Genomic DNA, 21,460 nt, shown 5'->3' on the forward strand with positions numbered 1-21,460 from the left:
CAAGTTTCAAGTTTCAAGTTTCAAGTTTCAAGTTTCAAGTTTCAAGTTTCAAGTTTCAAGTTTCAAGTTTCAAGTTTCAAGTTTCTCCAAAGTATATTCGGTAATTTTTAGCAAAAAAAACGGGCTAATTTTCATTACCCCGCTTCTTTGTCTTTTGAAGATTAATTTTTTACGATCAACTTAATGTCCCGCTAATCGCATATTTTAAAACCCAGTTCTTTGCAGGGCCTGTGTTATTAGCAAGCTTTAAAAACTTACTGCGCACCCAGCTCAGTGGTTTTATCTCGTTTGAAAAACCAAAGTAACATGCATCCATCATGCTCATCATCAGTAAATTAGCGTGGCGGCGTTTTTTCTCGTAGCGTTTTAATAACGCTTGCTGACCAACATCAGGTTGATCTGCCAAAATATCTGCCAGTGCTACAACATCTTGAAACCCTAGGTTCACACCTTGCCCAGCAAGCGGGTTAATTGTGTGCGCCGAATCACCCACCAAAACTAAACGTCCGTGCGAGTAATCATTGGCATGTTGGCGTGCAAGTGGAAAAACAGCATGCTCAAGTAATTCAAAGCCGCCCGGTAGTTCAGGAAAATGTTCAATGAGTTTTGCTTTAAGTTGCTCATTCGACAACTTTTGCCACTGCTTTAAAACCGCAGCCTCGTGATAACAAATTAAATTAGCATAAGGCGCCTGCATCGGTAGAAACGCCACAGGCCCGGTTGGCGTAAATTGTTGCCACGTTTTTACCTGCTGTGGGGCATCTAATTTGATTAACACGCCCATGCAATGCTGGCCATATTGCCAACCCGTTACACCTAAACCAGCTTTAGTTCGCAATTGTGACTGTCCACCATCTGCAGCAACAACTAAATCAGCGGTATATTGAGTATCGCCATAATGTAAGGTGATTGAATCAGCCGTTTGAGTAATATCCGTAATGGCTGATAACTGCTCTATCACTTCGATGTTGTACTTGGCGAATTGCTGCCAAAGACTTGCTTGAATTAAATTATTTTCGATTAAATGACCTAAATGCGTTTCGCCAATCTCATGGCAATCAAACAATAAATTCTCGCCTTGTTGCTGGTAGGCCTCTAATTGTTGATAAGGTGCGATGCGATTTTGTCTTAGTAATGGCATGGCACCAAGCTCATCAAGTAAATTCTCTGAAAAACGATTAATAGCCGAAATGCGAATATCTACCTTATCTGAGCTTAAAATTTGATCAGCATCGATAAGGTGCTTTTCAATAACGGTGACATCCCTACCCTGCTTGGCCAGTTTTACAGCAGTAGCAGCACCTACCATGCCGCCACCGACAACAATTACCTTATTTTTATTCATTTAATATTCGCTCATTTGGCTATTTAAATACGGGATAAATTGTAACGTAATTCAATATTGCGTGTCAGTGCATTTACCGCTTATGAATTTCAAAACAGTGACTTGTTTGATTTCACACCACAAAGATAAAAACTATACTTGGATCTGTGCGGGTATCCAGCTAAAATACGCGTCCTTTAAGTCGGCATACTTGCCACTTAATCCTGTTTCTAACACATTTTTGTGTCACTACCGAATTGAAAACGAGGCTATATTTCAATGAGTAAAAAGCTGCATATTAAAACCTGGGGTTGTCAGATGAACGAGTACGACTCTCAGAAAATGGCTGATCTACTAGATGCGACTAACGGCTATCAGTTAACTGAAGAAGCTGAAGACGCTGACGTGATCTTACTCAATACCTGTTCAATCCGTGAAAAGGCACAAGAGAAAGTATTCCATCAGCTAGGCCGTTGGAAACTATTAAAAGACGACAAACCAGAGTTAATCATTGGTGTTGGTGGCTGTGTTGCATCGCAAGAAGGTGACTCAATTCGTCAACGTGCGCCGTTTGTTGATGTAATCTTTGGCCCGCAAACATTACACCGCTTACCTGAAATGATTAAGCAAGTGCAAAGTGGCGACAGTAGCTCGGTAGTTGACGTTTCATTCCCTGAGATTGAAAAGTTCGACCGTTTACCTGAGCCAAAAGCGGAAGGCCCAACTGCGTTTGTATCAATTATGGAAGGTTGCTCTAAATACTGTACATTCTGCGTAGTTCCTTATACGCGTGGTGAAGAAGTAAGCCGTCCACTTGATGACGTCTTACTTGAAGTTGCCCAACTTGCAGAGCAAGGTGTTCGCGAAGTAAACCTACTTGGTCAAAACGTAAATGCGTATCGCGGTGAAACTCATGACGGTGAAATTTGTTACTTCTCTGACTTACTACGTTATGTCGCTGCGATTGACGGTATTGACCGTATTCGTTATACCACATCGCACCCAGTAGAGTTTACGCCAGATATCATTGATGCGTATGCAGACGTACCTGAGCTTGTTGATCACTTACACTTACCAGTGCAAAGTGGTTCAGACCGTGTTCTTAACCTTATGAAGCGTGGTCACACTGCACTCGAGTACAAGTCTACAATTCGTAAGTTACGTAAAATTCGCCCTAACCTAAGTATGTCTTCTGACTTTATCATTGGTTTCCCTGGCGAAAGCAAAGCTGACTTTGAAGCAACTATGAACCTTATCAATGATATTGGTTTTGATATGAGCTTTAGCTTCATCTACAGTGCACGCCCTGGTACGCCTGCTGCTGATTTACCAGATGACGTAACAGAGCAAGAGAAAAAAGAACGTTTATACATTCTGCAAAACCGTATCACGCAAATGGCGCAGCAAATCAGCCGCCAAATGTTCGATACCGAACAGCGTATCTTAGTTGAAGGTCCTTCTAAGAAGAACCCAATGGAATTACGTGGCCGTACTGAAAACAACCGAGTGGTTAACTTTGAAGGCCCTCACTCAGTGATCGGTCAATTCGTTGATGTACGTATTACAGAAGCATTGCCAAACTCTTTACGTGGTGAATTAATTCGTACAGAATCAGAAATGAACTTACGCCGTGATGTGGCACCTTCAGCTATTTTAAATAAAGCTGCTGAAGCTGAGGCCGCTACGGCCCCTAACGAAATTGGCGTTGCTACTTTCGTACCTTAGGGTGACACTTGGTGCAGGCACAGCCTGCACCCATCAATAGGAAGCAATTTTGAGTAATCAGTTAAAAACATTAGAGATTTATTTAGAACCCGCCGACAACAAACGCCTTTCATCTTTATGTGGTCCGTTTGACGAAAACATTAAGCAAATTGAACGCCGCCTTGGTGTTGAGATTGCACACCGTGATAATTTCTTCAGAGTAACTGGTAAACTGCACCTTGCAGCAGCGGCTGTTGAGATACTAAAAAACCTCTATATTGAAACTCAACCTATTCGCGGCCTGATTGGCGAGATTGAACCTGAAGCCGTACATTTGGCAATTAGCGAATCAAATGCGCTAGAGCAAGATGAAAACCCAGGTGTATATGGCAAAGACATGGTGATTAAAACTCGCCGTGGCGTTATTAAACCGCGCAATGATAATCAAGGCGTGTATGTTGCAAATATTTTGCACCACGATATTACCTTTGGTATTGGCCCAGCCGGTACAGGTAAAACTTATTTAGCGGTTGCTGCAGCTGTGGATGCCTTAGAGCGTCAAGAAATTCGCCGTATTTTATTAACTCGTCCTGCGGTTGAAGCTGGTGAAAAACTAGGCTTTTTACCAGGTGACTTAAGCCAAAAAATCGACCCGTATTTACGCCCTTTGTACGATGCATTATTTGAAATGCTGGGTTTTGAGCGTGTAGAAAAGTTAATAGAGAAAAACGTGATTGAAGTCGCGCCCCTTGCTTACATGCGTGGTCGTACGCTTAATGACGCGTTTATTATTCTCGATGAAAGCCAAAATACCACAGCAGAACAAATGAAAATGTTCTTAACTCGTATTGGTTTTAATTCAAAAGCGGTGATCACCGGTGATATTACACAGGTCGATTTACCTCGTGGTGCCCGCTCAGGCCTACGTCATGCCATCGAAGTATTAAACGGTGTCGATGAAATTAGCTTTAACTTCTTCCAATCACACGATGTGGTTCGTCACCCAGTTGTTGCCCGTATCGTTGAAGCTTATGAGCGTAACGATGAAGCAGAACGATTAAAGCGCGCTGAAAAGCAACGTGCTAAAGAAGCACAAGCAAACCAACAAGAAGCAAACTCGTGACCGAATTAGATTTACAAATAGCCTGTGAGTTTGACGACTTACCAAGCTTTGAGCAATTCCAGCTATGGGCTGACAAAGCCCTTAGCAACTACCGTGAAGATGCAGAGCTGACTATAGTGATCAGCGATGAAGCACAAAGCCAGCAGCTCAACAATGATTACCGCGGCAAAGATAAACCGACTAATGTCTTATCTTTTCCATTTGAAGCACCACCGGGCATTGAGTTACCTTTAGTAGGTGATTTAATCATTTGCCCGGCTATTGTTTTAGCCGAATCAATTGAGCAAGAAAAAACCTTTCACGACCATTTTGCCCATATGGTTATCCATGGATGCTTGCATTTACTTGGATTTGACCATATAAAGGACGAAGATGCACTTGAAATGGAAAGCATAGAAAAGCAATTACTTGCCGATCTGAACATCGCTGACCCATATCGAGACGATATTTAAATTAACGGAGCAATTAGACGCAATGAGCGACGACAACTCGCAAACTAGCCAGGGTTCTTCTGGCAAAACGTGGCTGGGCCGCATAGCCCAAATGTTGCAAGGGGAACCCCAGAATAGAGAAGAGCTGGTAGAAGTAATTGCCGATGCGCAAGAACGCGACCTTATCGACCCTGAAACCAAAGATATGATTGAAGGGGTGCTAGGTGTATCAGAGCTGAAAGTGCGGGACATCATGATCCCACGCTCGCAAATGGTAACCTTAGAGGTTGATACACCATTAGAAGAGCTATTACCTATGATGGTTGATTCAACACATTCACGTTTTCCTGTGGTATGTGAAGACAAAGACCATGTTGAAGGTATTTTATTAGCAAAAGATTTATTACCACTGATCATCAACAAAGATGAGCAACTGCCTTCTTTACGTGAATATTTGCGTCCTGCAGTTGTAGTGCCTGAAAGTAAACGTGTAGATACGCTGCTTAATGAGTTCCGTCAACAACGTTACCACATGGCGATTGTTATTGATGAGTATGGTGGTGTGTCTGGTCTTGTTACTATCGAAGATATCCTTGAAATCATCGTGGGTGAAATCGAAGACGAGCACGATGAAAGTGAAGATCTACAAGATATTCGCCAAGTTGCAAAGCACGTTTACGCTGTGCAAGCGCTGACTGAAGTTGATGACTTTAACGAGTATTTTAAAACTGGTTACAGCACCTCAGATGCTGACACCATAGGTGGTATTGTTTTACATGCATTTGGTCACATGCCAAGTCGTGGTGAAACAATCGAGGTAGAAGGCTTACAATTTAAAGTCACTAACGCAGATAACCGCCGTATCTTACAATTGCAAGTCACCATTCCAAAGGCTGATGATAACGACAGTGAAGAAACTGCTAACTAACCTAAGTCACCTTGCAAAAGATAAAAAAGCCTGGCTCGCACTTGTTGCGGGCCTCTTTTTAACCTTAAGTTACGCACCCTATAACCTATGGTTTATAACTTTTCTTTCCCTTGGTGCTCTACTCTACTGCATTAACCCTCTCGCAAACGGTAAATTAGCCGCTAAACAAAGTGCTAAATATGGCTTTATATTTGGTTTAGGTTGGTTTGGTGCAGGTATAAGCTGGGTGCATGTATCAATAGCGACCTTTGGTGGCATGCCATTAATCGCATCAATTTCGTTAATGGTGCTGCTTTGTGCTTATTTAGCCCTTTACCCTGCATTAGCTACATGGCTGGCAACACGCCTTGCTACAGGCCCATATAGCTTTATATGTTGGTTCCTCGCCGCTATCGCAACTACAGAATACTTACGTGGCACATTGCTAACAGGCTTTCCGTGGCTGAGCTTTGGTTACACGCAAACAGACAGCCCACTTAATTTTTTAGCCCCGGTAATTGGCGAGTTTGGGATTACGCTTGTATGTATGTTAATTGCGTTTGCTTTATATCGCCTAGCAAATAAAGATGGTAAACCTCTTATCGCCTCTGTAGCCCTATTAGCTGGCTTATATGCGATTGCAAGCAGCAGCCAGCTACACTACCAAGATAAAACCATTAAAACTGTACTGGTGCAGGGTAATATTAAACAGCATCTTCGCTTTGAGCCGTCTGAGTTTTGGACGACGATGAGCAAATACCAAGATATGACTCGCCTACATTGGAATGCTGATTTAATTGTTTGGCCAGAAGCTGCGGTGCCCGAGCTTGAAGCATTATCAACCGAGTATTTAACAAGCATTGATAGTGCTGCAACTTTTAATGACACAGCACTTATTACCGGCATCGTTGATTACCAATACGACACGCGTAACATTTTTAATACCTTAATAGTGCTTGGTAAAAAAGAACACAATGACAGTGAAGGCCACTATCAATATTTAGGTAAAAACCGCTATCAAAAGCATCAGTTATTACCTATTGGTGAATTTGTGCCGTTTCAGGACTTCTTGCGCCCAATTGCGCCACTGTTTGATTTACCTATGTCATCTTTCACTCGCGGCGATGAAGTGCAAAACAATTTACGCGCAAATGGCTTAAATATTTTACCGGCTATTTGCTATGAAATTGCCTTTTCTGAGTTGGTTCGTGGTAATTATCGCAGTGACTCCGACATTTTATTCACGGTGAGTAACGATGCATGGTTCGGTGACTCACATGGCCCGCATCAGCACATGCAAATAGCGCGTATGCGCGCCTTAGAGTTACAGCGCCCGCTAATCCGCGTGACGAATAACGGTATTAGCGCCGTTTACGACCCTATCGCTAAATCACAATTAGCTATGCCACAATTTAAAGCGGATGTACTTGAGGCCAATATCACGTTAATTAAAGGCGATAGCATTTATAGCCAATATGGTAATTGGCCTGTGTGGGCGGTGGTGATATTACTGAGCGCTGTGGGTGTATTTGTAAGGGTTAAGAAATAACAATTAAAAAAGGCTTCATAATGAAGCCTTTTTTTACATTTAAGATTCTATCTTTATCAACTCTACATCAAATATAAGTAGCGAGCCTGCTGGAATGCTGCCGACGCGTTTACGGCCGTAAGCAAGCTGTGGCGGGATATAAAAGGTAAATTTATCTCCTTCGCTCATGAGTTGTAAGCCTTCGGTCCAGCCTGCAATAACTTGGTTTAAACCAAAGCTGATTGGCGAATTTCTTACCACTGAACTGTCAAAAACACTGCCATCTATAAGCGTACCGTGATAGTGAACCTTTACTTTACTGGTTGCACTTGGCTTTGTGTCATTACCTGAACTTTGCTCAATTTTGTATTGCAGCCCAGATGCGGTTTCATGAATATCGTCGGCTTTACTGTTATTCGCTAAAAAGTCCGCGGCGAGTTTTTCATTTTCAAGGGCTTGTAGCTTCGCCTTTTTACTGTTTTTAAAAATTAAAAAACAAAAAATACCAATGATCAGTAAAAGTATTAAATTAATCATTCTGCGTCCTTCTCATCATCATTGTCGCCATTTACGATATCAGCAATATTGGCAAGCCTTGCTAAGGCTAGCGCGTTTATAGAGCCTTCAGGGTAACCTTCTGCGGTCATTTCACCTGCGTCTTTATCCATTAACAAGCTCAGTGCTTGATCAACGGTTTCAACGGCATAAATATTAAAACGTCCTTTTTCAACCGCATCGAGTACTTCGTCATCAAGCACTAAATTAACTTGGTTAGATTTAGGAATAATCACCCCTTGCTCACCGGTTAAGCCACGCATTTTACAAAGCTTGAAGAAGCCTTCTATTTTCTCGTTTACGCCACCAATTGATTGCACATCACCATGCTGGTTAATTGACCCTGTAAGCGCGATAGACTGGCTAATAGGTAAGTTCGTAATGGCCGATATAAGCGCGCACAGCTCTGCTAATGAAGCGCTATCACCGTCGATGTAGCCATAGCTTTGCTCTATTGCGATATTGGCACTGAGCGTTAGGCTAAATTGCTGAGCATACTTATTACCTAAGTAACCGGTTAATAGCATCACCCCTTTTGAGTGAATGGCTTTACCCAGCTCGGCTTCACGTTCAACGTCAATTACGCCATCTGCACCTGCATATACAGTGGCTGTTATGCGTGCAGGTGTACCAAATGAGGTATCGCCAATATGCAGCACAGTTAAGCCATTTACTTTGCCCACTGCGTGACCTTCGGTTGCAATTAAAATTTGCCCCTCTTTGATATCACTCAGCATGGTTTCTGAAATTTGCCCTGTACGGTATTGCTTACCAACAATGGCTTCATCTATGTGATGAGCATCAATCACGGTTTGGCCATCTTGTTTGGCATAAAAACTGGCTTCTGCCACTAATTCCAATACATCAGCAAAACGAGCTGAGAGCTTGTTGTGGTGCTCAGCTTGGCGATAACTAAACTTTAATAACCTCGCCATTGCAGCTTCATTTACGGTGCAATTAAGTGTTTGCTGACAATATTCAGTCACCTTGGTAATGAACTGATATTGCAGTTTATCGCTACTTGGTAAGTAATAGTCAAAGTCAGCAAGGACACGGAATAACTCTGCAAACTCTTCGTCATATTCACCAATGGTGTAATAAAGGTCGCGAGAGCCTAGCAGCACTATTTTTACATCAAGAGGAATAAGCTGCGGACGTAACGTAAAGCTGCTTCCCACAGAGCTGTCTTGATAGGGTAAGTCGTTTTTGATTTGATGCGTTTTTAGAGAAAGCTTAAGGCCATCCCACACTTGTGGGTTCGCCATGACTTTTTCTGCATCCATAATCAAATAGCCACCATTAGCACGGTGCAGTGCACCTGGCTGAATTGAGCGGTAACTGGTGATAAGCGAGCCTTGCGAAGTCGCATATTCAATTTTGCCGAAAATATTGCCAAAAGTCGGATTCGGCTCATACACCACAGGGGCTGCATCGCCCTCTTTGTATTCGACTAGAATATTTGGCGCAAAGAAGTCTGTGAGCATCCCTTTACGGTCAAAGTCTTCTTTGTTTTCGTCGTTTTCATCATCGTCGAGCCATTCAAGTACCGCATCAATGATTTCTTCACGAATATCTTTTAAATAACGTAATACACCAATGTGTGTCGCGTATTTATGCTCAAGGGCTTTAATGAGTGGCTTAGTGGCAAGCTCAGCAGTTGATTTTTTAAGGTTACGTAGCTTTTCAGATGACTCTCTTTTCCAGCGAGGAAGCTCAATTAATGCTTCGATTAACGCATCTTCAAGCTTTTCGATAACCTCATAAAATTCGATACGCAGTGGCTCATCAAGGGCTGAAAATTCACTGTCGCTCAGTTGTTTACCATTCACTAAAGGCGCAAATCCCACAACACCATTTTCTTCAATCAATGCCACACTTTGCTCAAGAGCTGCAATTTCAACAGCAGTAATTGCCGCATCGTAAGTATCTGTAAACTCACGATCGATTGATTTTTTCTTGCGTTGATAACCCGGGTTATCAAAAGCTGCTGGGAATGTATCGAGTACTTCGTCGATAAATGAATCTATATCGTCAGCTAATTGCTTCGATTGACCTGCTTGCATAAATAACGCGATTGGCTCGCGGTGGTCATCATAGTTGTTAACGTACAACCACTCATTAGGCGTTGGGCGGTCTTTTGAATGAGCTGTGAGTTTGTCTTTTACTAAGGTGTAACGACCATGAGCCGCTTCACCCATCACATAAACATTGTAACCCGGTAATTCCATTCCGAGTGAAAAGTCGAGGGCACTTTGTGCACGTTGTTGACCAATAAATGGCAACGCTTCTGGATATGGGTTTTGCATACAAGTCGCAACATGACTTGCGGCAATCTTAGGCGCTAACGCAGAAATAGGTAGAGGGATTAGTTTTTTTGTCATTCTAACTTCTTATTTCCCAGTCTTGACTGGGCATTATAGGTAACGCCCAGCACAAGCTTGCGTCACTGATTAAGGTTGTAATGCCTTACGGCGAAAATAAATACCGCCACATTCAGTACAAGGAGTAATTTGCGTAGCATGGTAAACATCGTAACTATGCTGACAATTTTTACATACTAATGTGCCCATGGCTATCCATTCTCCCTCTTGATAAACACCATTGTGTTGAAAATCTTGGTTTAAGGCTTGCCATTCGAGCTGAGTTTTATCTTCAATGTGCGACAACTCGTACCAAAGCGACTCTTTAAGCTCGAGCCATGCGAGTGAATCATAGTGACTGTCGTTTTCTTTGATGTGGTCGATATCGCGTTGTAAATAGTCACGATACTGATTTAATTTTTCTTGCCCTAAATCTTTAAGTGCCTGCTCTGATTCAACAAATTTCTCCATTGCATCCTTGAGCTCATGATCTTTTACGTCTTTAAGCCAAGCACTCAAATCACTCAGCCAAGATTTATAATCTGCCATCGTTTACTCCTTCAAAAGTGATGAAAAATCAACCGTTATTCTAGTTGAGTATAGGTTAACCTGCCCTGAAAATATATTTCCTTGGAAAATTAACAAAAGCGCCTATTTGCCGCTGTGATTAGCATGTATTTTGGGTTATCCTTATCGACAATTTTTTATTAATTTGCAAGAAGTCTGGAATCGTAGATGCAAGAGCAATATAACCCGCAAGACATTGAGTCAAAAGTACAAGCCTACTGGGAAGAAAACCAAGTATTTAAAGTCACTGAAGATGAGAGCAAAGAAAAGTATTACTGTCTATCTATGTTCCCATACCCAAGCGGCCGACTCCACATGGGTCACGTTCGTAACTACACCATTGGTGACGTAGTATCACGCTTCCAACGCTTGCAAGGCAAAAACGTAATGCAACCTATGGGTTGGGATGCGTTTGGTCTACCAGCTGAAAATGCAGCAATTAAAAACAACACGGCCCCTGCTAAGTGGACTTACGAAAACATCGATTACATGCGTAACCAGTTAAAGCAACTAGGTTTTGGTTACGACTGGGATCGTGAAATCGCAACATGTCACCCAGAATACTACAAGTGGGAACAATGGTTCTTCACTAAGCTTTACGAAAAAGGCTTAGTTTACAAAAAGATGTCAACAGTTAACTGGGATCCAGTTGACCAAACAGTACTTGCTAACGAGCAAGTAATTGATGGTCGTGGTTGGCGTTCAGGTGCGATTGTTGAGCAAAAAGAAATTCCACAATGGTTCATCAAAATCACTGATTACGCACAAGAGCTATTAGATGATTTAGATAAGCTTGATCACTGGCCTGAGCAAGTTAAAACCATGCAGCGCAACTGGATTGGTCGTTCTGAAGGTTTAGAAATCGAATTTAAGCGTGCTGATAACGAAGACACATTCAGTGTTTATACAACGCGTCCAGATACCTTCATGGGTGTGACGTATGTAGCTGTTGCTGCTGGTCACCCGATTGCTCAAGAAGCCGCTAAAAACAGCGATGCTGTAGCAATGTTTGTTGATGAGTGTAAAAACACGAAAATCGCCGAAGCAGACATGGCGACCATGGACAAAAAAGGCATTGCAACAGGCTTTTATGCAATTCACCCATTGACAGGTAAGCAAGTACCAATTTGGGTCGCTAACTTCGTATTAATGGATTACGGCTCAGGCGCTGTTATGGCTGTTCCTGCGCACGACCAACGTGACTACGAGTTCGCATCAGCTTATGGCCTTGAAATTGCTCAAGTTATTGCGCCAGCTGCAGGTTCTGAAGAAACGGTTGATTTAGACAACCAAGCTTACACAGAAAAAGGTGTGTTAGTTAACTCTGGTGAGTTCGATGGTCTTGAGTTTGAAGCAGCGTTTAATGCCGTTGCAGACAAACTAGAAGCGCTGGGTGTAGGTGAGCGTAAAGTTAATTTCCGTCTACGTGACTGGGGTGTTAGCCGTCAGCGTTACTGGGGTTCTCCAATTCCAATGCTTAGCGACGAAAATGGTGATGAGCTTGCAGCAACAGAAGACATGCTACCAGTTCGCTTACCAGAAGACGTAGTTATGAATGGTGTGACTTCACCAATCAAAGCTGATCCTGAGTGGGCTAAAACAACGGTAAATGGCGCGCCTGCATTCCACGAAACTGATACCTTCGATACCTTCATGGAGTCGTCTTGGTACTACGCTCGTTACTGTAGCCCACGTTTTGACGAAGGCATGATCGAGCCAGGTGCTGCAAATTACTGGTTACCAGTAAACCAATACATTGGTGGTATTGAGCATGCGATCTTGCACTTACTTTACTCGCGTTTCTTCCACAAACTATTACGTGACTTTGGTTTAGTAAACTCAGATGAGCCATTTGAGCGCTTATTATGTCAAGGCATGGTACTAGCTGATACTTTCTATCGTAAAGATGAGAAAGGCGGTGATATCTGGATTTCACCAACAGACGTTCAAACTGAAACAGACGACAAAGGTCGTGTTGTTAAAGCGTGGCACAAAGAAGATGGCGAGCCGGTATTCTCTGCGGGCATGAGCAAAATGTCGAAATCGAAAAACAACGGTATCGACCCGCAACAAGTTATTGCCGAGTACGGTGCAGATACTGTTCGTTTATTCATGATGTTCACTGCACCACCAGAGCAAACTCTTGAATGGTCTGATTCAGGTGTTGAAGGTGCAATGCGTTTCTTAAAACGTATTTGGAAATACGCTGTTGATGTAGAAACAGTAGGCTACCAAGCGCTTGATAAATCAGCATTAAACAACGACCAAAAAGTTCTTCGTCGTGAACTTCATAAAGCAATTGCAAAAGTGACTGATGACGTTGAACGTCGTCAAACATTTAACACTGCAATCGCTGCAATCATGGAAATCTCGAACAAGTTACTTAAAGCACCACTTGCTGATAAACAAGATGTGGCAATTGCTAACGAAGCACTTGAAGCATTACTTATCATGCTTGCGCCTATCACACCGCACATGTGTCACCAGTTATGGCAAGACCTTGGCAAAGAAGGCGACATCTTAGATGCAGCATGGCCAACAGTTGATGAGTCAGCACTTGTTGAAGATGAGAAGCTAATCATTGTACAAGTTAACGGTAAGCTACGTGCTAAGTTAATGGTGCCTGCAGATGCAACCAAAGAGCAAGTTGAAGCATTAGCATTTGCTGAAGAAAACGTGACTAAGTTCACTGATGGCGCAACCATCCGCAAAGTGATTTACGTACCTGGCAAACTACTTAACGTGGTTGCTAACTAAGATGGCAGCGCTTCAAGCACTGAAAAACGGACTAGCCCTCGCGCTAGTCTGTTTACTGCTGACAAGTTGTGGCTTTCATTTAAAGAAAGCCTCTAACTTGCCTGACGACTTGAAAGTAATCACCCTTGTTGGTGATGATGAAAAGTCAGCCTTATTCGAATTAGTCGAAAAAGAACTGATTGCGAGTAAAGTTGAGCTTAACCAAGTTGGTAAACACCCTGAGTTAAAGATTCACAGAGATCGTTTAGAGCGTCAAATTTTGTCATTGTTTGATAATGGTCAGGTTGCTGAATATGAACTTGCCTACAGCGTAAGCTATACCCTGAAGCGCCCTGGACAAAAAGCGATTAATCAAAGCTTTGAATTGTATCGTAACTACCAAGACGACCCAGACAATGCCCTTGCAAAAGCAAAAGAGCTTGATTTGCTATTAGGCGAAATTCGTAAGCAAGCGAGTCGTCGTATTGTTCGTGAGTTATCACAACTGTAATGCGTTGTTATGCAAACCAGCTTCCTAGCCAGTTAAAAAAAGGCCTCGCGCCTTTTTACATGGTGTTTGGTGAAGAGCCTTATCAAATTGCTCAGTGCATCATGCAAATTCGCCAAGCAGCTAAACAGCAAGGCTTTGACGAGGTAATCAAATTTACCTTAATGCCGGGTTTTGATTGGCAAGAAATTGTTGCTCAATATCAAAGTATGTCACTGTTCAGCGCTCGTACCTTAATTGAGTTTGATTTAAACGAGCAAAAACCTGGTGCGCAAGGCAGTCAAATCTTTAAGCAGCTCGTTGAGCTTGCTAATCCCGATACTATTTTGGTTTTAAAAGGTGCCAAAGCCAGCCAAGATATTCAACGCAGTGCTTGGTTTAAAGCCCTCGATAAGCAAGGCTTATTTGTTCCTTGTTACCCATTAACAGGTAATCACCTGAGCCGCTGGTTAGATGAGCAATGCTACCGTTTAAACTTAAACCTTCATAACAACGCAAAACAAAGCTTAATTGATGCCACTGAAGGAAATTTACTTGCCTGTCATCAAGAGTTAGAAAAGCTATCTTTGCTTTATGGTAGTGAGCTAATTGACCAACAAGCTGTGATGCAAGGGCTACTAAATCAGTCAAAATTTGATATTTTTGATTTGAGTGATGCTTTATTAAATGGCCACGCCGAACAAGCAGTTAAAGTAATGACTAAACTGGCTGCTGATAACACTGAAGCCATGAGTATTTTTTGGGCCATCAATAAAGAAGCAGCTAACTTACTGGCTATGCAACACGGGCGCTTGAATGGTGCCAATATGGCTGATTTATACAAAAAATATAATATTTGGAAAAACCAACAAGCGGTTGTACAACAGGCCTTAAACCGCTTAAACATCCAAGTACTCGAACAAATTACCAAACAATTAGCCCAGTTTGATGCCGCATATAAACAAGGCAACCTTGTAGCCCCCTACCAAGCATTAATGCAAATATGCTTAGTGTTTTGCCAACCTGTGGCGATACCTTTACCTTGCCACCCGGTCTTTGACTAAGAGTAACAATTCATGATTGCTATTTTTGGTGGCACCTTTGATCCAATTCACTTAGGTCATATTAATATGGCCCAACAGTGTGTTCAGCAGTGCCAACTCGATACCCTTTACTTCATGCCTTGTGCTATTCCTGCTCATAAAGCCAAGCCAGGAATAAGTGATGAGCATCGCATTAATATGCTAAAACTTGCGATTGACGACAATCCGCGTTTTGCTATCGATTACCGCGAACTAAACCGAGAAGGTGCGTCTTATTCTTTGCTGAGTTTAGAAGAGCTTCGTGCAGAAAACCCAGCTGCGCCGATTATGTTTTTAATCGGCATGGACTCATTCAATAGCCTAGATAAGTGGTTTAAATGGCAAGAGATTGTCAAACTTTGTCATATCGTTGTGTACCAGCGCCCGGGGCAGTACTGCCAAGTATCTGGTGAACTTGCAGCTTATAAAGAGAATGCCGTAACAGAGCAACTTAGCCAGCTACAACAAGCCCCTGCAGGTAAGTTATTCTTTTTAAATGGCTTACAAGTTAATGCCGCCTCAAGCGAAATAAGAAAAAAGCTGCATTCAAATGATAATATAGCGGAACTTTTACCTACTACCGTAAGTCAATACATTGCACAGCATCATCTTTACCAAACAGATGAATAAATACTGCCTGCGTGATAAAATAACAAATTAAGATTATTTATTTTTGAGAAAACACTTTGGATTCTAAACAACTACTCGCATTTGCCCTTGATAAAGTCGACGATATGAAAGCCCGTGATGTGGTACAGCTTGATGTTCGTGGTAAGTCTGACATTACTGATTACATGTTAGTGTGCTCAGGTAACTCTAAACGCCATGTACAATCTATTGCTGATCATGTTGCTAAAGAAGCACGCCATGCTGGTGAAGAACCTCTCGGTTACGAAGGCCAAAACGAAGGTGAATGGGTGCTTGTAGACCTAGGTGATGTGGTTGTGCATGTTATGCAAGACCAAACTCGCGACTTCTATGATCTAGAGAAACTTTGGGGCTAACCCTTAGCAAGGACATAGGTAACCATTTTGAAAATACAATTGATTGCTGTTGGCACCAAAATGCCAGCATGGGTTGAAACCGGATTCACAGAATATCAACGTCGCTTCCCGCGTGATATGCCTCTTGAGCTAATTGAAATCCCCGCAGGTAAACGTGGTAAAAATGCGGATATCAAACGTATTTTACAACTTGAAGGCGAAAAGACCCTAGCTGCGATCCCTAAAGGTAACCGCATTGTAACGCTAGAGGTGACCGGTAAACCAATGGATACCCATCAGCTGGCAAAAAGTATGGAAAAGTGGCAGCTTGATGGTCGCGATGTTAGCTTATTGATTGGTGGACCAGAAGGCTTAGCACCTGAGTGTATTGCAGCGTCTGAGCAAAAGTGGTCATTATCAAACCTGACACTACCGCACCCGCTAGTGCGCATCATTGTTGCAGAAAGCCTATACCGAGGCTGGAGCTTGAATAACAACCACCCTTATCATCGCGAGTAGTAAAGCCAATGCGAAAACACAGACCCACGATTCGAGACCACTCGGCTGAAGCAAACTTGTTTGCTCGCCGAGCATTTGTGGGTTTTGTGTTTGTTACACTGTTAATTGGTGTGTTGTTATCTAACCTATACAACATCCAAGTTATCGAACATCAAGATTATCAAACACGTTCGAACGATAACCGCATCAAAGTTATTCCAATTGCCCCTAACCGTGGGCTTATTTACGACAGAAATGGCGTATTACTGGCTGAAAACAAACCAGTTTATAATTTAGAAGTAATACCCGAGGAAGTTGATAACCTTGAAGAGGCACTGAGCGAAGTTGAAAAAGTTATTAAAATAACTGAGCAACAAAAAGCTGACTTTCTAGATGACATTAAGCACAATCGCCGCTTTAAAAGCCAAGTATTAAAAGCCCGTTTAGACGAAACCGAAGTTGCAAAGTTCTCGGTTAATCAGCATAAGTTTCCTGGCTTTAGTATCGAAGCGCGTTTAGCTCGCTATTACCCTTATGGTGATACCCTTACCCATGCCCTAGGTTATGTTGCCAAACTCAACAAAAAAGAACTCACCAAACTGGAAGCAGAAGACCAAGCAACTAACTACCGTGCAACCCACGACATTGGTAAGCTGGGTATCGAAAAGTATTACGAAGAACTCCTTCATGGTGTGGTTGGTTCGCAGCGCGTTGAAGTGAATAACCGTGGCCGAGTTATCCGCACTTTAAGCCTCACGCCACCTGAGCCTGGTCACGACTTAGTACTTACTTTGGATATTGGCCTGCAACAAATTGCTCAACATGCCTTAAAAGATATGCGTGGTGCCATTGTAGTGCTTGATGCTAAAGATGGCGGCGTTTTAGCACTTTACTCCAACCCAAGTTATGACCCGAATTTATTTGTCCATGGTATCAGCAGCACAGATTACAAAAAGTTGTTAAACCCAGACCGACCGCTAATTAACCGGACCACGCAAGGCCGTTATGCACCTGCCTCTACAGTAAAACCTCATATGTCGATCCTTGCTCTTGAAGAAGGACTGGTAACCGAGCAAACACAAATTTGGGATCCGGGATTTTTCCAAATTCCTAACGTGGAGCACAAATGGCGTGACTGGAAACGTTGGGGCCATGGCCATGTTGATGTTTATCGTGCTATTGAAGAATCATGCGATACCTATTTTTACGATGTTGCTTACCGTTTAGGGATCACCAAAATCAGCGACTTTATGACGCAGTTTGGCTTTGGCGAACTTTCTGGAATCGATATTCACGAAGAAACATCCGCCATTATGCCATCGCGAGAATGGAAAGAAGCCCGCTTTAGAGAATCATGGTGGCGCGGCGACACCATTTCAGTGGGTATCGGCCAAGGTTATTGGACCGCAACGCCGATGCAAATAGCTAATGCAACCAACATCTTAGTGAACCGCGGGCTCGATCATCCTCCGCACCTTGTACAAGTCGCTAAAAAAGAAAACGAAGTAACGCAAATTAATAATGATGAAAAGCCACCTGTAGTATTAAAAAATCCTCATCATTGGCAAATTGCGCTAGATGCGATGCACAACACCGTACATAAAGTCACAGGTACTGCTCATAAAGCTTTTAAAGGGTCGAATTACGACCCAGCTGGTAAAACAGGTACTGCTCAGGTTGTGAGTATTGCTCAAGGTGAGCGTTACGACGCTAAATCACTTAAAGAGCGCCAACGTGATAACGCTATCTATGTTGGTTTTGCACCCTATAACGACCCACAAATTGTGGTCTCTGTGGTGGTTGAAAACACCGGTGGTGGTAGTACGGTTGGTGCGCCTATTGCGCGTCAATTAATGGATTACTACTTTTCAGCGAACCCGATTCAAATAGCCCAAAGTGACGCGCCATGATCCCATTAAATAAAAAACGCTCAATTTGGCAGCGCCTACACCTCGATTTACCACTTCTTATTGCCCTTATGACGATGATGGTAGCCAGCCTTGCTATTGTTTACAGCGCTAGCGGCCAAGACTCTGCCATGATGATACGCCACGCAACACGTATGTTTGGCGCTATCTTAGGTATGTTTATACTCGCGCAGTTTTCGCCTAACACATTAAAGAGTATGGTTATTCCGCTCTACTGCGTGGGGCTTTTAATGCTGGTTGGGGTGTTGTTATTCGGGGTTAGTTCAAAAGGTGCACAGCGTTGGCTTGACTTAGGAGTAACCCGCTTCCAGCCGTCAGAGTTAATGAAAATAGCCGTGCCAATGATGGTTGCATGGTATATCGGGCGTAACCATTTACCGCCAAGAATCATTCATTTAATTATTGGCTTTGCGATTGTAATGGTGCCAACCATTTTAATTAAAGAACAACCCGACTTAGGTACCTCTATTTTGATTGCCAGTTCAGGGATATTTGTATTGTTTTTATCTGGACTAAGTTGGCGCCTTATTGGCTTTTTATCTGCTACTGTTGGTTTAGCAGCATGGCCGTTTTGGCATTACGTGATGCTTGATTATCAAAAACAACGAGTACTGACCTTTTTAGATCCTGAAAGCGATCCGCTTGGCTCGGGTTACCACATTATTCAATCTAAAATTGCGATAGGTTCTGGCGGCATTGAAGGTAAAGGCTGGCTGCAAGGGACACAATCACAACTAGAGTTTTTACCTGAGCGTCATACCGATTTTATCTTTTCTGTACTGAGCGAAGAGTTTGGCCTGTTCGGGGTTTGTTTATTACTTTGTATGTACTTGTTTATTATTGGTCGTGGCTTATATATTGCGGTAAACGCACAAGATGCGTTTGGTAAGTTGCTTGCCGGCGCATTAACACTGACCTTCTTTGTTTATGTATTTGTAAATATTGGCATGGTTTCGGGCTTACTGCCTGTAGTAGGTGTTCCGTTACCACTAATAAGCTATGGTGGCACCTCAATGGTGACCTTGATGGCCGGATTTGGCATTATCATGTCTATCGCCACCGATAAAAGGATGCTTTTAAAATAATGACACAACGAGTCAATTACTTACTTATAGCGTTATTTTCTGTGCTGCTAGCAGCATGTAGTTCTTCATCTCAGCAAGGCCGTTATGCTATGGAGCATGATGCAGCCCCGCTTCGAAAACCAACCGAACTTGAAATGCAAGATGCCATAGTCACCCCGGTTATTAAAAGTGCAAGCGCTAGTCGCCCTTACGAAGTCCGTGGTAAACGATACACGCCGATGCTCGATGAAACTGGCTACTCTGAAGAAGGCATTGCTTCGTGGTATGGTCGAAAGTTTCACAATTATCACACCTCAAACGGCGAAGTGTACGATATGTTTGCGATGACAGCAGCTCATAAAACACTGCCGCTACCGAGCTTTGCCAGAGTAACAAATTTAGATAACGGAAAATCAGTAATTGTTCGTGTAAACGACCGTGGCCCATTTCATGATGACCGGATTATCGATTTATCTTATTCTGCGGCCTATAAATTAGGTTATTACCGACAAGGTACAGCCCGTGTTAAGGTTGAGGCTGTTACCCTTGCCAATTCTGCCCCTCGTTTAAGCTACATTCAGGTTGCAGCGGGAAGTACTCTTGCTAATGTTGAAGCCCTCGCGTTTCAACTTCGTCAGCAATATCATGTGCCAACAAACATTGTTGAAAAAGATGGAATCTATCGATTACGTCTTGGTCCAATAAAAGATGCCGCAGAAGCACAAGCAGTTTTAGAAAAGCTAAAACAAAACCAATTTCAGAACGCGTTCTTGCTTTACAGTGAGTAAGACCTTTAGAATAGGTCAACGCAACATGTTTAACTTTAACCATTAATGAGTACGATGAAATCTATAAAATATAAAATCTTAAGTGGCGTTTGTGGCCTTGTTTGCACTGCTAGCGTATTTTCTGCAACAGCCCAAATTATCCCTGCCCCACCTCAAGTTAATGCGAAAGGTTATTTCTTGGTTGATTTCACCACAGGTAAAGTGATTGCCGAAGGCGAAGCAGATACAAAATTAGCACCGGCTAGTTTAACCAAAATGATGACCAGTTATGTAATTGGTACTGAAATCAAAGCAGGTAATATTGCACCAACTGATATGGTTACAGTCAGTGAAAAAGCCTGGGCAAAGAATTTTCCTGAATCATCAAAAATGTTTATCGAAGTAGGTAAGCAGATCAGCGTTGATGACTTAAACCACGGTATCATTATTCAATCAGGTAACGATGCCTGTGTAGCCATGGCTGAACACATTGCTGGTAGCGAAAGCGCATTTGCTGATTTAATGAATGCCCACGCTGAAAAACTTGGCATGACTAACAGCCACTTCGTAAATAGCCATGGTTTAGATACTAACGAACACTTCACGACACCACGTGATATGGCAACTTTAGGTGCTGCACTTATTCGCGATGTACCAGATGAGTACGAAGTATACGCGAAAAAATCATTCACTTTTAACGGCATCAAGCAATACAACCGTAACTCATTGTTATGGGATGAAAGCATGAACGTTGACGGTATTAAAACTGGCCATACATCAGAAGCGGGTTATAGCTTAGTAACTTCTGCAACTAAAGATGACATGCGTTTAATTGCGGTAGTAATGGGCACAGAAAGCGAACGTGCTCGTAAAGTTGAAAGCAAAAAACTATTAAACTACGGTTTCCGCTTTTTTGAAACAATCACGCCATATAAAGCAGGCGACAGCTTTGCTGAGCAACGTATTTGGATGGGTAATAAAGAAAACGTATCGTTAGGTATCTTAGAAGACACACCTATTACGATTCCACGTGGTCAGCGTAAAAACTTAAAAGCGAACTTCGAGCTTGATAAAACATTAGAAGCGCCGCTTGCTAAAGGTACTAAAGTAGGCACGCTATTCTTACAGCTTGAAGGTGAAGAAATTGCACAATATCCACTAGTTACACTAGAAGAAGTGGAAGAAGGCAGCTTCTTTAGCAAGATCTACGATTACCTACGTTTACAAATTCAGTAATCTGGTCATAAAGTTTATAAACGCCTTGCACCGCAAGGCGTTTTTTTTTGTCTGAAAAATGATAGAATGCGCCCCATATCAGTCGCGCTGGGTCGAGTGCGTCGTAATCTAAGTTTGCTTAACGCCAAGAAATGGCAGAGAACACCTCTATTAAGCACACTCACTGTTTGAGGAGTCACC

Annotated in this window: 19 protein-coding genes; 15 read left to right on the forward strand and 4 right to left on the reverse strand. The window is 42.6% G+C overall.

What is annotated here, in order from left to right:
* Positions 1–175: 175 nt before the first annotated feature.
* Positions 176–1,345 (reverse strand): FAD-dependent oxidoreductase, encoded by a 1,170-nt coding sequence (locus ISP07_RS01175; protein WP_209326537.1) that lies wholly within the window; start codon positions 1,343–1,345, stop codon positions 176–178.
* Positions 1,346–1,603: 258 nt separating this feature from the next.
* Between ISP07_RS01175 and miaB the strand changes: the two genes are divergently transcribed.
* Genes miaB through lnt form a run of 5 tightly spaced genes read left to right on the forward strand, consistent with a single transcriptional unit; the run spans position 1,604 to position 7,038 of the window.
* Positions 1,604–3,049 (forward strand): tRNA (N6-isopentenyl adenosine(37)-C2)-methylthiotransferase MiaB, encoded by a 1,446-nt coding sequence (gene miaB, locus ISP07_RS01180; protein ID WP_054551657.1) that lies wholly within the window; start codon positions 1,604–1,606, stop codon positions 3,047–3,049.
* A gap of 49 nt (positions 3,050–3,098) precedes the next feature.
* Positions 3,099–4,151, forward strand: coding sequence for a PhoH family protein (locus ISP07_RS01185; RefSeq protein ID WP_054551658.1), 1,053 nt, complete (start codon positions 3,099–3,101; stop codon positions 4,149–4,151).
* The gene (gene ybeY / locus ISP07_RS01190; protein ID WP_054551659.1) at positions 4,148–4,603 is read left to right on the forward strand and encodes an rRNA maturation RNase YbeY; all 456 of its coding nucleotides are present in this window, start codon (positions 4,148–4,150) and stop codon (positions 4,601–4,603) included. The genes ISP07_RS01185 and ybeY overlap by 4 nt, the downstream gene beginning before the upstream one ends.
* A gap of 22 nt (positions 4,604–4,625) precedes the next feature.
* On the forward strand, positions 4,626–5,510 hold the full coding sequence (corC, locus tag ISP07_RS01195; RefSeq protein ID WP_054551660.1) for a CNNM family magnesium/cobalt transport protein CorC: 885 nt from the start codon (positions 4,626–4,628) through the stop codon (positions 5,508–5,510).
* Positions 5,491–7,038 (forward strand): apolipoprotein N-acyltransferase, encoded by a 1,548-nt coding sequence (lnt, locus tag ISP07_RS01200; RefSeq protein ID WP_209326538.1) that lies wholly within the window; start codon positions 5,491–5,493, stop codon positions 7,036–7,038. Before corC ends, lnt begins: the two co-directional genes overlap by 20 nt.
* 39 nt (positions 7,039–7,077) lie before the next feature.
* Here the strand turns inward: lnt and ISP07_RS01205 are convergent, their stop codons facing one another.
* From ISP07_RS01205 to ISP07_RS01215, 3 genes are all read right to left on the reverse strand, one after another.
* Positions 7,078–7,554, reverse strand: a complete 477-nt coding sequence (locus tag ISP07_RS01205) for an FKBP-type peptidyl-prolyl cis-trans isomerase (RefSeq protein WP_209326539.1) — start codon at positions 7,552–7,554, stop codon at positions 7,078–7,080.
* Positions 7,551–9,953, reverse strand: coding sequence for a Lon protease family protein (locus ISP07_RS01210; protein WP_062564353.1), 2,403 nt, complete (start codon positions 9,951–9,953; stop codon positions 7,551–7,553). Before ISP07_RS01210 ends, ISP07_RS01205 begins: the two co-directional genes overlap by 4 nt.
* 69 nt (positions 9,954–10,022) lie before the next feature.
* Positions 10,023–10,481, reverse strand: a complete 459-nt coding sequence (locus tag ISP07_RS01215) for a zinc ribbon-containing protein (protein ID WP_054551664.1) — start codon at positions 10,479–10,481, stop codon at positions 10,023–10,025.
* A 186-nt stretch (positions 10,482–10,667) separates the two neighbouring features.
* On the opposite strand from ISP07_RS01215, the gene leuS reads away from it, so the two are divergent.
* The 10 genes from leuS to ISP07_RS01265 are packed head-to-tail and all read left to right on the forward strand — an operon-like array spanning position 10,668 to position 21,280.
* The gene (leuS, locus tag ISP07_RS01220; protein ID WP_209326540.1) at positions 10,668–13,256 is read left to right on the forward strand and encodes a leucine--tRNA ligase; all 2,589 of its coding nucleotides are present in this window, start codon (positions 10,668–10,670) and stop codon (positions 13,254–13,256) included.
* Between the two features lies 1 nt (position 13,257).
* Positions 13,258–13,746, forward strand: coding sequence for an LPS assembly lipoprotein LptE (lptE, locus tag ISP07_RS01225; protein WP_062564351.1), 489 nt, complete (start codon positions 13,258–13,260; stop codon positions 13,744–13,746).
* Positions 13,746–14,786, forward strand: coding sequence for a DNA polymerase III subunit delta (gene holA, locus ISP07_RS01230; protein ID WP_209326541.1), 1,041 nt, complete (start codon positions 13,746–13,748; stop codon positions 14,784–14,786). The genes lptE and holA overlap by 1 nt, the downstream gene beginning before the upstream one ends.
* Positions 14,787–14,798: 12 nt before the next feature.
* Complete coding sequence (gene nadD / locus ISP07_RS01235) at positions 14,799–15,434, forward strand: nicotinate-nucleotide adenylyltransferase (protein WP_209326542.1); 636 nt, start codon at positions 14,799–14,801, stop codon at positions 15,432–15,434.
* Between the two features lie 56 nt (positions 15,435–15,490).
* Positions 15,491–15,808, forward strand: a complete 318-nt coding sequence (gene rsfS, locus ISP07_RS01240; RefSeq protein WP_054551669.1) for a ribosome silencing factor — start codon at positions 15,491–15,493, stop codon at positions 15,806–15,808.
* A gap of 27 nt (positions 15,809–15,835) precedes the next feature.
* Positions 15,836–16,306, forward strand: coding sequence for a 23S rRNA (pseudouridine(1915)-N(3))-methyltransferase RlmH (gene rlmH / locus ISP07_RS01245; RefSeq protein WP_036967350.1), 471 nt, complete (start codon positions 15,836–15,838; stop codon positions 16,304–16,306).
* An 8-nt stretch (positions 16,307–16,314) separates the two neighbouring features.
* Complete coding sequence (gene mrdA, locus ISP07_RS01250) at positions 16,315–18,195, forward strand: penicillin-binding protein 2 (protein WP_209326543.1); 1,881 nt, start codon at positions 16,315–16,317, stop codon at positions 18,193–18,195.
* A complete protein-coding gene (gene rodA, locus ISP07_RS01255; protein WP_054551671.1) occupies positions 18,192–19,298 on the forward strand; it encodes a rod shape-determining protein RodA in 1,107 nt (368 codons plus the stop codon). The genes mrdA and rodA overlap by 4 nt, the downstream gene beginning before the upstream one ends.
* Entirely contained in the window at positions 19,298–20,065 is a 768-nt protein-coding gene (locus tag ISP07_RS01260; RefSeq protein WP_209326544.1) for a septal ring lytic transglycosylase RlpA family protein, read from the forward strand. Before rodA ends, ISP07_RS01260 begins: the two co-directional genes overlap by 1 nt.
* Before the next feature lie 54 nt (positions 20,066–20,119).
* Positions 20,120–21,280, forward strand: a complete 1,161-nt coding sequence (locus ISP07_RS01265; RefSeq protein WP_054551673.1) for a serine hydrolase — start codon at positions 20,120–20,122, stop codon at positions 21,278–21,280.
* Positions 21,281–21,460 lie beyond the last annotated feature (180 nt).

Source organism: Pseudoalteromonas sp. PA2MD11, assembly GCF_017808125.1.
Lineage (GTDB): Bacteria > Pseudomonadota > Gammaproteobacteria > Enterobacterales > Alteromonadaceae > Pseudoalteromonas > Pseudoalteromonas simplex.